Source organism: Nocardia carnea (assembly GCF_029868325.1).
GTDB lineage: Bacteria > Actinomycetota > Actinomycetes > Mycobacteriales > Mycobacteriaceae > Nocardia > Nocardia carnea_C.
In genome coordinates this window covers 1-11,612 of record NZ_JARWNW010000189.1, presented here as the reverse complement: position 1 = coordinate 11,612, position 11,612 = coordinate 1, and the positions used below count along the sequence as shown (strand labels likewise).

At 67.0% G+C, this 11,612-nt stretch carries 11 protein-coding genes; 2 read left to right on the top strand and 9 right to left on the bottom strand.

Annotated elements, in window-relative coordinates:
• A partial coding sequence (locus tag QH196_RS15245; RefSeq protein WP_280416442.1) for a lipase family protein occupies positions 1 to 497 on the top strand: 497 nt, incomplete at its 5' end.
• 97 nt (positions 498 to 594) lie between these two features.
• Positions 595 to 1,902 carry an alkane 1-monooxygenase gene (locus tag QH196_RS15240; RefSeq protein ID WP_432279501.1) on the top strand — a complete coding sequence of 436 codons (1,308 nt, stop codon included), beginning with the start codon at positions 595 to 597 and terminating at the stop codon, positions 1,900 to 1,902.
• A gap of 323 nt (positions 1,903 to 2,225) precedes the next feature.
• Here QH196_RS15240 and QH196_RS15235 read toward each other — a convergent pair whose 3' ends face one another.
• From QH196_RS15235 to QH196_RS15195, 9 genes are all read right to left on the bottom strand, one after another.
• On the bottom strand, positions 2,226 to 3,500 hold the full coding sequence (locus QH196_RS15235; protein ID WP_280416441.1) for a DUF58 domain-containing protein: 1,275 nt from the start codon (positions 3,498 to 3,500) through the stop codon (positions 2,226 to 2,228).
• Complete coding sequence (locus tag QH196_RS15230) at positions 3,497 to 4,459, bottom strand: AAA family ATPase (RefSeq protein WP_280416440.1); 963 nt, start codon at positions 4,457 to 4,459, stop codon at positions 3,497 to 3,499. The genes QH196_RS15235 and QH196_RS15230 overlap by 4 nt, the downstream gene beginning before the upstream one ends.
• A 28-nt stretch (positions 4,460 to 4,487) precedes the next feature.
• A complete protein-coding gene (locus QH196_RS15225) occupies positions 4,488 to 4,982 on the bottom strand; it encodes a hypothetical protein (RefSeq protein ID WP_280416439.1) in 495 nt (164 codons plus the stop codon).
• A complete protein-coding gene (locus tag QH196_RS15220) occupies positions 4,979 to 6,001 on the bottom strand; it encodes a DUF4129 domain-containing protein (RefSeq protein WP_280416438.1) in 1,023 nt (340 codons plus the stop codon). Before QH196_RS15220 ends, QH196_RS15225 begins: the two co-directional genes overlap by 4 nt.
• Before the next feature lie 876 nt (positions 6,002 to 6,877).
• Complete coding sequence (locus tag QH196_RS15215) at positions 6,878 to 8,071, bottom strand: lipid-transfer protein (RefSeq protein ID WP_280416437.1); 1,194 nt, start codon at positions 8,069 to 8,071, stop codon at positions 6,878 to 6,880.
• Complete coding sequence (locus tag QH196_RS15210) at positions 8,068 to 8,496, bottom strand: MaoC family dehydratase (protein WP_280416436.1); 429 nt, start codon at positions 8,494 to 8,496, stop codon at positions 8,068 to 8,070. Before QH196_RS15210 ends, QH196_RS15215 begins: the two co-directional genes overlap by 4 nt.
• Positions 8,493 to 9,380, bottom strand: a complete 888-nt coding sequence (locus QH196_RS15205; RefSeq protein WP_280416443.1) for a bifunctional MaoC family dehydratase N-terminal/OB-fold nucleic acid binding domain-containing protein — start codon at positions 9,378 to 9,380, stop codon at positions 8,493 to 8,495. The genes QH196_RS15210 and QH196_RS15205 overlap by 4 nt, the downstream gene beginning before the upstream one ends.
• Positions 9,381 to 9,483: 103 nt before the next feature.
• On the bottom strand, positions 9,484 to 10,653 hold the full coding sequence (locus QH196_RS15200) for an acyl-CoA dehydrogenase family protein (RefSeq protein WP_280416435.1): 1,170 nt from the start codon (positions 10,651 to 10,653) through the stop codon (positions 9,484 to 9,486).
• Entirely contained in the window at positions 10,638 to 11,537 is a 900-nt protein-coding gene (locus QH196_RS15195; protein ID WP_280416434.1) for an acyl-CoA dehydrogenase family protein, read from the bottom strand. The genes QH196_RS15200 and QH196_RS15195 overlap by 16 nt, the downstream gene beginning before the upstream one ends.
• Positions 11,538 to 11,612: the final 75 nt, after the last annotated feature.

Genomic DNA, 11,612 nt, shown 5'->3' with positions numbered 1-11,612 from the left:
TCCTCAACGGTATCGCCGCCGATTACCCCGAAACCCGGCCCGTACTCGATACCGTCCTGAACGACACCGGTAAGGCGATCCTCAACGATTCGATCGGCAAATGCGGCGGTGGCCTCTCGAACGCGCTCACGCAACCGCAGCACACGTCCCGCTGGACCACCAGTGGACAGCCGATCAATGCGGTGATCGAAAGCTCGCCGGAGTTGAAGAAGGCATTCGACGAGCAGCGGCTCGGCGGGACGGCTCCGGAGGTGCCGGTGCGGATATATTCGGCGCGCAACGATGACATGTTCCCGGCCTCTCGCGGTATCGCCGCGAGTTGGTGCGGTGGCGGTACGCCGGTTCAGCTGGAGGCCGATGCCGCCGTGCCCCCCATGGCGGGATTCCTCAGCACACACGATGTGGCGTTCTTCCCGTCGATGACGACCTCGGTGCCCTGGGTGACCGATCGCCTCGCCGGTGTGCCCGCCCCGGTGAACTGCGCGGCCCTGCCCTGATGCCGTGAAGACCAGATCGGTTCCGGTACTCCAGCGCCCCGATCCGGCGGCGGGGCTGTCACGATCCCGTGGCACCGGCTGGTCGCGGGCGCGTGATCTGGCAATCCTCAGACGGGCGAATGCGCGCGACCCCAAACGCTATCTGTGGATCCTGAGTACGGTGGCGCCCGGTTGCGCGCTGCTGCCGTCGCTACTGGTCGACCTCACGGGGCTGGCGTTGTTCTGGTGGATCGGGCCGATCGTGGTGTTCCTGGTGATCCCGATCCTGGACGTCACGGTGGGCTGCGACGGAAGCAGCCCACGGGACGAGGACTACGAGGCCTTGTCCAATGATCGCTACTACCGGTGGTGCACATTCCTTTTCCTGCCGATCCAGTTCACCGGCCTGGCCATCGCGGGATACCTGTGGTCCGCACCCGAACTGCAGCTCGTCGACAAACTGGGCCTGACCGTCACGATGGGACTCGTTTCGGGTATCGGCATCAACGCGGCCCACGAACTCGGCCACCGGGCCGAACATTTCGAACGCCGGCTGGCACAGATCGCACTGGCACAGTCGGGATACGGTCATTTCTTCGTCGAACACAACCGCGGCCACCATGTCCGTGTCGCCACCCCCGGCGACCCGGCGAGCGCGCGTTTCGGCGAGTCGTTGTGGGCGTTCATACCGCGCAGCGTCGTCGGCGGTTTCCGGTCGGCGCTCACGCTGGAGCGTGAGCGCTTGTCCCGTAAGGGCAAGAGGTGGTGGGGCCGCGACAATCAGCTGCTGCAGGCGTGGTCGATGAGCCTCGTGTTGTTCGGTTCGATGATTCTCGTCTTCGGGCCCGGCATCATCCCGTTTCTCACGCTGCAGGCCGTGATCGGTATCGGATTGCTCGAAACCGTGAATTACCTCGAGCACTACGGGCTGCTGCGGGCACGCCGTCCCGACGGCCGATACGAGCGCTGCTCGCCCCGCCACAGCTGGAACAGTGACCGCCTGGTCACCAATGTCTTCCTGCTCCACTTACAACGCCACAGCGACCATCACGCCAATCCGGGCCGTCGCTACCAGACGCTTCGCAGCTCGCAGGAGGCCCCGCAGCTGCCGTTCGGCTACGCCACCATGGTTCTGCTCGCCGCTGCCCCACCGCTGTGGCGCGCGGTAATGGATCCCCGGGTCCTGGACCACTACGGCGGCGACATCACGCTCGTCAACAGGAAACCCGGCAGGTGGATCCTGCGCGGCCGGCGCACACGGCTACCGAGGCGCGGCTCAGCTCTGCTCCGGCCGTTCGGCGCCGGGCGCGGAAACTGCTTTCGCGGGACGGCGGCGGGTCGCGGTGATGCTGTAGGTGAGGATCGAGGACAGCAGGATGACCAAGACCGGTGCGACCACGGGCGACCAGACCAGTTCGACCGGTAGCGCGGCCGCACCGGCCGCGGCTCCGGTCCAGACGACGGCGCCGATCACCGAGGGCAGCGTAGTCGGGACAACCCCGCGTGGAGCCGTGACGGTGGCGATGTTCAGCAGGTAGGTGGTGGCGACCAGGCCCGCGGCGGCGGCCGCGATCAGCCCGGCGTCGGACAGGCCCAGGACCCCGATCACCAGCAGTACCGCGCCGACGGCAGCCAGACGCCACCACCAGCCGATGATCACCAGGAGGATCGCGGCCGGGGCCGCCCACGGCTGGATCAACGCGACCAGTAGCACCAGCAGGGTTCCGGCGAGGTGGGCGAGGAATTTGGTCATCGGCGTACCCGCATCATCCGCCGGTGCCGCGGTAGCAGCCGCATGGTCTGGTCGAGCCGGGCGTCAGCGGCCCAGCCGACGATATCGACGCCGACCGTGCTCATATCGCGGTACATCGACATCCGCTCGAGCTGCCACATCTTCTCCATGGTGGGGTCGAGGTCGCCGGCGAACGGACTGCCGCGCAGCACATCCACCGCCACCACCACGTGACCGCGTTTACGCAGGTCGATGAGGGCGAGCGCGAACTGGGTGTCCAGCAGCGTGGAGAACGCGACGACAACCGCGCCGAGCGGGACCGCGGCCCACGGCGCGAGGGTGCCGGTGGTCGGGATGTGCTCGTCGCCGACGTCGAGGACGGTGTCGACGATGCGGTAGAACTGGCGGCGCCCGATATCGGGGCGCAGCCAGCGGGGCGATCGGCCGAGGCAGACCACGGCGGTGCGGTCGCCGGCTTGCAATGTGGACTGCACCACCTGCGCGGCGCCACGGACCGATAGTTCGAGGGCGTCGGTGGCCGGTCCGGGCGCCTGCTGGGAGGTATCGACCAGGACGACGACATCCGCGGAGCGGTTGGTCAGGCGTTCGGTCACATACAACCGGCCGCGGCGGGCGCTCACCGGCCAGTTCACGATGCGGAGCTGGTCGCCGGGGGCGTAGGCGCGGATATCGGCGTACTCCACGCCCGGGCCGTGCCGGCGGGTCAGGTGCACACCGAGTCGTTCGGGAAGTTCGGTGCGCGGCAAGGGTATTCGCTGGGGATCGGTGACCGGGTAGACGAAGATTTCCCCGGCGGGCAGGGTGACGGTGGCCAGCGCCATCCCGGCGGGGCTCAATGCCTTCACCCGCACCGAGATCGGATAGCGACCCCACCGCTGCGCCGAAACCGTCAGCCGCAATCCGGCGGGCGCTGTCCCGGAATCCGACGATTCGTCGACGGTGACCGTCATACCGTCGGTGACCACCGGTGTGCAGCGCAGCAGGGCGTGTCCCTGGTCGACGAACGCGGCGATGGTGACCGTGACCTGTTCCCCCTCGAAACACCGCTGGGTGCCGCCGCCGTCCACCTGGATCCGTGTACGCGATACCTGCCAGGGCGCGCCGGCCAGCACCCCGAGCATCGGCGCGGCGAAAACCACCAGCTGCCAGCTGGCCGAGATCACCGCGCCGAACAGTGCGACCGCCGAGGCGATGGCGAGCAGATAGGTCAGCGGAGCGGGGCGCCAGCGCAACCTCGCCTCTACGGTGGCGGTGGCGTCGCGGTGTCTCATTGCGTGGCGGCGCGCGGCACCGGGAGCCGGCGCAGGAGTTCGCCGATCACATCCTCGCCGCGGATCCGGCGCACCCACATTTCCGGCCGCAGGGTGATGCGATGCGCCATGGCGGGTACGGCGAGGGCTTTCACATCTTCGGGGATGACGTAGTCGCGGCCGTTCAGCAGCGCACGGGCGCGCGCCATCTGCACCAGATCCAGTTCCGACCGCGGACTGGCCCCGACCTCCACCTGCGCATGCCCGCGGGTCGCCGCAGCCAGCGCCACCACATAACCCACCACATCCGGGTGCACGGAAACGAATTCGACCGCGTGCCGCATTTCCAGCAGCCCCTTCGCGTCCACCACCTGATGCACTCGTGGCTGCGCCGCACCGCGTTCCAGCCGGCGCCGGATCATCTCGGTTTCGTCGAGTTCGGAGAGATAACCGAGGCGCAATTGAATTGCGAAACGGTCCAGCTGCGCTTCCGGCAGCGGGTAGGTGCCCTCGTATTCGATGGGGTTGTCGGTGGCGAGGACCACGAACGGCTGTGGCAGCGGGAAAGTTTCGCCGTCGATACTCACCTGTCCCTCGGCCATCGCCTCCAGCAGCGCCGCCTGGGTTTTCGGCGGGGTGCGGTTCACCTCGTCGGCCAGCAGCATATGGGTGAACACCGGACCCCGGCGGAAGGTGAAGCGGCCGGTGGACATGTCGTAGATGGTGGAGCCGAGCAGATCGGCGGGCAACAGGTCGGGGGTGAACTGCACCCGGGTGAAATCCAGGCCGAGCGCCGCCGCGAACGAGCGGGCGATCAATGTTTTGCCCAGACCGGGCAGGTCCTCGATGAGCACGTGCCCGCCGGACAGGATCGCGATCATGATGAGCTGTAGCTCATCGCGTTTACCGACCACGACCCGGGACACCTCCCGGAGCACGGCTTCGGTGCGTTGGACAGTCGCGTCCAAGGGCATCGTCATGTCTTTACTCGCAATGCGTCGACCCATCTCACATTCGTTGCAGGCGGCTCAGGATCTCGTCCAGAGCCGCGCGACCCGGCGCGGGCGTGTTCTGGTCACGCAACGCCGAATCCGCCGGATCCACCCAGCGCCACAATTCGGCGCCGAAAAGATGGATACCGGCACTTTCCAGCGCCCGCCGGTTCTTGCTGACCCGCAATCCGGCGGACAATTGGAACTCCTTGGCCAGCAGCGGGCGCAGATGCCGATCCCAGTCGGCCCGGTTTCCGTCGGCACGGTCGACGAGCATTTCGGCGCGGGCATGCCAGTGGCGCAGCATTTCGGCGGGCCCGTTCTCCATCTCGTCGACGAGTTCCTTCTCTTTCTTCTCCGGGCGCAGCAGCACCCAGACGAAGCAGCACAGCGCGATCGCCACGGGCACACCGGCGGCGATCAACATGAATTCGCGGGCCCGTAGATAGGCCACGATTTCGACAACGGCGACGGCGAGGATCGCGGTCGCAACAATCCAGGGGCGGGTCATCGGGCCACCGTCCCGCCGGGCAGATATGCCACTTGATCAGGCAACTCCGTATCGGGCGCGCCGGCTATCGGCGTGCCTTGAAGATCGGACAGCACCACGCGCAACAGCTGTTCGGCGCGCATCCGCTGCCACTCCAGCATGGCGTGTGGACTGAACCGGGCTTCCTCGAACAACGCGACCAGCTCGCGGGCGGAGGCATCGTGCAGGGCGCCGTGTTCGAACGCCCGCGCCAGCACCTCCATGGGAGTGTCGGAGGCCAGTGGCGCGGCGGCGCGGGCGTAGACGAGTCCGCGTTCCATCGCCAGATAACAGGCGATGATCGCGGTGCGCGGGTCCTGGCCGGGAGCGTTCATCGCGGCCAGCCCCATCTCGGCGGCCTTCACCAGGGACAGGGTTTCCTCACGCAACTGCTCGCCGGTGCCGACCGCGGCCTCCTCGGACTCGGTCTTGCGTTCCCGGCGCTGGGTGTTCACGGTGACGACCACCAGGCCCGTCACCGCCACAGCCACCAAGGTCGCGGCGGCGGCGGTGGCCAGTATCAAACCGGTGCCGGTGAGGACCGGTTCGTCCTCTTCCATACCGGGCGGCATTACGGGGCGGGCGGGCTGTTCGGAACGCTGCTCCGGTGCCGCCGGAACCTGCTCGCCGGGGCGCTGGAACCCGATGAAATAAACGGCGAAAACAATCGAGGCCAGCACTCCGGCGACGGCCAGGACGAACAGCACGAACAACCCGAAGCGACCCAGCCGCCAGGTCTGCTCGGTGTCGTCGGCATCCAGGTCGGGCATGGCCAACGGCAGCCGGTGCTGGCTGGCGATGACCCCGGCCAGCAACACCACGATCGATACGGTGAGCAGGACGGGCATGAGGACGACCGATAGCACCGCGGATGCGCCACCGGCGTTTTCCGCCGAGTTTTCCGGCATCCCCGGAATATGCCCGCGCAGCGCGACGACAGCGCAGAACAGCAGCGCGAACACCGCCACAATGCGCGCGATCAGCGCCCGCGACCCGGCCAAAACTTCGACTCCACCATGTGTACTGCCAAGAACTGCCACATATTTACATGCCGGACGGCCGGTCCGGGAGCGATTCGAGAATATGAAATGACGAGTTTTCCACCGTTACCAGCCCCTTGCCGGCAAACCTACTGCCCATTGAGTAATCGACAGTTATATCTTGTTCCCGACTGTGAAAACTCACAAGCGTCCGGGTGCACCGGGAACGGTCCCGCGAAACGCGTGGCGACGAGTCTCAACTCGCCCGATGCGCGAACCGCCGGTCATGAACGCCGGCCCGCGGCGCACGTCCACCAGGATTGACGAAAACCCCGCCGGCCTCTGCCCGGCCGGAGGTTCCGCCCCGACGGTTCCGCAGCCCGCCTCGTTCGGTTTCGACACCGACCACGAACCGCCCCGAGCAGGGGAATCACCTTGGCCACGCGCCGAATATCCCCGATGCGCCCCTCGGCGCTCATGATTTTCGAACCGGCCCGGCCTCCGGCTGGTGCGCACACCACTCCCAACGGCACTTTCCCCACGACCGACTCGGAGCAGACCGGCAATCGGCCGTGCCGTGCAGAAGGCGGCAGCCTCGCAAATCGCGCGGCCACCGAGCAGCGAAACAGGCCGCACTCGGGACCGCCCTGCCGGTCCGGTTCGGCCGGCGGATTCGAAGCTCACAGGGCACTTGTCCTCGGCAGTTAGCGAGAGGCGTACACCTTGCGGCGTCCATGCGGGTGGTCCGCCGAGGCCCCGCCGGTAGGTCGTGGAGCGAGAGACTCGAGCTGGAGCGACTTCGCGAATCTCGGTATTCCCTCGCTCCCCCGATACGTGGTGACCACCGCATCGACACGGGCGACCTCGAGCATTCGCTCCCGGTCGCCCGGGCGCAGCTCAGGCGGCGTGGTCGGCGCTGAGCACCAAACCCGAGGTCGGCACCCCGGTACCGGCGGTGACCAGTACGTTCTCCACATTCTCGACCTGATTCACCGAGGTTCCGCGCAATTGCCGGACCCCTTCGGCGATACCGTTCATCCCGTGGATATATGCCTCGCCCAATTGTCCACCGTGGGTATTGATCGGTAGTTTTCCACCGATTTCGATTGCTCCGCCGGCAATGAAATCCTTCGCCTCACCGCGTCCGCAGAAACCCAGTTCCTCGAGCTGCATGAGTACAAAAGGCGTGAAGTGGTCGTACAGAATTGCGGTCTGGATATCGTCGGGACGTAAACCGCTCTGTTCCCACAGCTGGTCGCCGACGAGTCCCATTTCCGGGAGTCCGGTGAGCGCGTCGCGGTAATAGCTGGTCATCACGTACTGATCGGCGCCGCTGCCCTGGGCGGCGGCAGTGATCACGGCGGCCGGGTTGGGCAGATCGCGGGCTCGTTCCACACTGGTCACCACGATCGCGACCCCGCCGTCGGATTCCTGGCAGCAGTCCAGCAGATGCAGCGGTTCGGCGATCCAGCGCGACTTCTGGTGGTCGTCGAGGGTGATCGGCTTGTTGTAGAAGAAGGCGTCCGGGTTCACCGCGGCATGTTTGCGATCCGCGACGGCGATCCGTCCGAAATCTGCGCTCGTCGCGCCGTAGATATGCATGTACCGGCGCGCCACCATCGCGACCTGCGCGGCGGGCGTGCCCAGACCGTGCGGATACGACCAGCCGGCGTCGATCCCGGAGGAAGTCGGCGCCGCGGCCAGCGAGGTGGAGAACTGCCCGAACCGCGAGACCGACCGTTCATTGAACGCCCGGTAGGCCACCACCACATCCGCGACCCCGGTGGCCACCGCCATCGCGGCCTGCTGCACGGTGGCGCAGGCCGCGCCGCCGCCGTAGCCGATATGGCTGAAGAACTTCAGCTGCGGAATACCCGTCGCCCGCGCGACCGCGACCTGCAGGTTGGTATCCATCGTGAAGGTGGTCAGGCCGTCGACATCGGCCGGGGTGAGCCCGGCGTCGGCGAGCGCGGCCGTCACCGCTTCCGCGGCCAGCCGCAGTTCACTGCGGCCGGATTCCTTGGAGAAATCGGTGGCGCCGATACCCGCGATGGCGGCCCGGCCGGACAGTGGATGCTCTGAGTTGCTCATTGGGTACCTCCGCCGCAGCGCGCGATATCGATGACGACCTTCGCGACGATGTGATCGCCGAGGCTGTCCTTGCCGATCACCTCTAGGCTGACCTCGGAGCCCTCGAGCGCGGTCACCTTGCCGGTGAGGGTGAGGGTGTCGTAGGCGTAGAGCGGCACACCGAGACGCAGCGAAATGGATTTCACCACCGTGCTCGGGCCCGCCCAGTCGGTGACGAACCGCTGCACCAGGCCGGTATCGGTGAGGATATTGACGAAAATATCCTTCGAACCGCGCTCGATCGCCTTGTCCCGGTCGTGGTGCACGTCCTGGAAGTCCCGGGTGGCCAGGGCGGTGCTGATCACGAAGGTCGGGTCGGCGTGGATCGACAGTTCGGGCAGTTCGGTGCCCACCGCGACCGCCGCCGGATCGAATGTTGTCGTCACGGGATCACCTTCCAGAACGGCAGCACCGTATCGTCGTCCAGTTTTTCGAAATCGGCGACAACGGGCAGTCCCACCTCGACCTCGCCGGGTTCGATACCGCGCAGTTCGCCCAGCATTCGCACCCCTTCCTCGAGTTCCACCAGCGCGACCACGAACGGCAGGTCGCGGCCGGGGACCTTGGGTGCGTGGTGCACGACGAAACTGAACACGGTGCCCTTACCGGAGGCGACGACATAGTCGACCGGTTCGGTTTTGTCCTGCCAGATCGCGGGAACGGGCGGGTGGCGCAACGTACCGTCGGGCAGCTTCTGGATGCGCAGCTCGCCGGCTTTCGCGCCCTCCCAGAAGAATTCGGTGTCCTGGGAGACCAGCGGGCGGACCCGATCGGCGGCCGACGGCTTCGGGGGCGCACCGGTGCCGGGCGCGAATTTCAGGATGCGGAACAGCATTTCGGTGACGAGTTCGTCACCGACGTACCAGCTGGTGCGGTAGGTGAGGAAGAACCCTTCACCCAGCCCGGTTTTCTTCGGGCCCACGATGCTGTCCAGCGCGCTGGTGATGTTCACCTCTTCGCCGGGCCGCAGGTAGCGGTGGTAGATCTGGTCGCAGTTGGTGCCGACCACCGAGGTGTAACCCGCGGAATCGAGCAGGGCGTTGGTGGCCTCCATGGGATCGTCGGCCGGGCGGCGGCCGCCCAGCCCCAGCATGGTCCACACCTGGGCCATGGCCGGCGGTGCGACGATCCCGTCGAACCCGGCCGCCTTGGCGGCGGCCTCGTCGACGTACACCGGATTGGTATCGCCCAGGGCCTCCACCCAGTTGTTGATCATCGGCTGGTTCACCGGGTCACGGCCGAGCCGGGGCGCGCTGGCGCCGGCCGCCATGATCTTCTCCGCGGCCGCGGTGATCTCTTCCGGAGTACTTGTATCCGGCAAGGAACTGCTCCTCAGTGATAGTGGGTGGGGCACGGGATCCGGCCGAACCCGGTCAACGTGGAACCCGGGGCAGTTTCAGGCCCGCGGAGGCAACGAGTTCGCGCATGACCTCGTTGACGCCGCCACCGAAGGTCACCACCAGGTTCTGTTTGGTGCGCCGGTCGAGCCAGCCCAGCAGTTCCGCGGTCGCCGGATCGGCCGGGTCGCCGAAGCGGCCCACGACCTCTTCGGCCAGCCGGCCGGCTTCCTGCAGCGATTCGGTGGAGAAGATCTTGGTCGCCGAAGCATCGGCGATGACCTGCGACTGATCGGTGTCCGGATCCTCCGCGGTCGCCGCGACCTGCCAGTTCAGCAGTTCGTTGAGCCGGGTCATGGCGTGGATACGGCCCAGTGCGCGCTGCGCTTCGGGTTCGTCGAGGATCGCCCGCGGCTCGGCCCAGTCACGAACCTTGTCGTAGAGCTGTTCGATCTTGCCGGACGGACCCAGGCTCACCCGCTCGTGGTTGAGCTGGGTGGTGATCAGCCGCCAGCCCTTGTTCTCCTCGCCCACCAGCATGCTCGCCGGAACCCGGACATCGTCGAAGTAGGTGGCATTGGTGTGGTGCGCGCCGTCGGCGGTGATGATCGGGGTCCAGGAATAGCCCGGGTCAGTGGTATCGGCGATCAGGATGGTGATCCCGCGATGCCGTGATTCCACCGAACCGGTGCGGCAGGCCAGCCAGATGTAATCGGCCTCGTGCGCGCCGGTGGTGAAGATCTTCTGGCCGTTGACGACCCAGTCCCCGGAATCGTTCTTCACCGCGCTCGTCCGCAGCGCGGCGAGATCGGTGCCGGCTTCCGGTTCGGAGTAACCGATGGCGAAATGGATATCGCCGGAAAGGATCCCGGGCAGGAACTTCTCTTTCTGTTCCTGCGTGCCGAACTGCTGCAGTGTCGGGCCGACGGTCAGCAGGGTGACCAGCGGCAGCGGAACATCGGCGCGGGAGGCCTCGTTGTAGAAGATCTGCTGTTCGACCGGGCCGTACCCGTGCCCGCCGTACTCCTTCGGCCAGCCGACACCGAGCCAGCCGTCGTGGCCCATCCGGCGGACCACGGCGCGGTAGGCGTCGCCGTGCCGGTTGACCAACATTTCGGCGGACTCTTCCGGAGTGACGAGATCGGCGAAATAGGCACGCAGATCGTCACGAAGTTTGCGTTGTTCGCTGGTCAGATCGATGAACACCCTGCCCCCAATCGTTCGAGCCGCAGCGCGGCGCCGCCCAGCCAGCGGGCGAGGTCCTTGGACTGTGAGTAATAGCGGTGCATGGAGTGGGTGACATCCACTCCGATACCGCCGTGCAGGTGATGACATTTCTGCATGGCGCGCGGCAGTTCCGCGGCCACGGTATAGGCCAGCACGTTCAGATCGTCGTCGATCCGCTGCTGCTGTTCGGGGCTCGGATCGTTCTGCCCGAGTGCCCAGTTCGCGGAAACCGCCGCGACGTGCAGGGTACGCGAGACCACATACAGGTCCGCGATCTGCTGGGCGACCGCCTGGAACTCCGCCAGCGGCCGGTTGAACTGCTGCCGGGTACCCACATGCGCGGCAGTCAGTTTCACCGCGCCGGAGAGCAGGCCGTCGGCGACGGCGCCGATGGTGGCGAGTACGAACCGGTGCAGTCGCGGGCCCGCATCGGCCAGCAACCGGTCGGCCGGGATCTGCACCCCGTCGAGTTTCACCGAGAATTCGGGTAGCCCGCCGGATACCGAGGACGGCGCGAACGACAGGCCCGCCGCCTTCGCATCGACGACGGCGACCCCGGATTCGGTGGTGACCAGCAGCCACCGGGCCTGATCCGCGCACGGCACCGCCACCTTGTAGCCGGTGATCCGCACGGTATCGCCGGAGATCTCCGCCTTGGTGGTGGGCTCGGTGGTCAGCGGTGCACCGGGCTCGCTGATGGCCGCGGTGAGTACTGCGCCCTCCGCGACCGCCGGAAACACCTCCGCCGCCACACTCTCCGGTACCGCGCCCAGCAGGGGCAGGACACCGAAACCCAGGGTGGGCAGGGCGGGCGCGGGGCCCCCCGCCGGGGGGCGGTAGGGGGGGAGATACGAAAACCCCACGAAAACCAAAAAAAAACCACCCCACCCCCCCCGGGGCGGGGCCGACCGCCCGCCCGGACCCTGGTGGAACTGGCC

Coding starts and splice junctions, on each gene's coding strand:
- QH196_RS15235 (WP_280416441.1), bottom strand. CDS start 3,500: ATGAGACACCGCGACGCCACCGCCACCGTAGAGGCGAGGTTGCGCTGG.
- QH196_RS15230 (WP_280416440.1), bottom strand. CDS start 4,459: ATGACGATGCCCTTGGACGCGACTGTCCAACGCACCGAAGCCGTGCTC.
- QH196_RS15225 (WP_280416439.1), bottom strand. CDS start 4,982: ATGACCCGCCCCTGGATTGTTGCGACCGCGATCCTCGCCGTCGCCGTT.
- QH196_RS15215 (WP_280416437.1), bottom strand. CDS start 8,071: ATGAGCAACTCAGAGCATCCACTGTCCGGCCGGGCCGCCATCGCGGGT.
- QH196_RS15205 (WP_280416443.1), bottom strand. CDS start 9,380: ATGGCGGCCGGCGCCAGCGCGCCCCGGCTCGGCCGTGACCCGGTGAAC.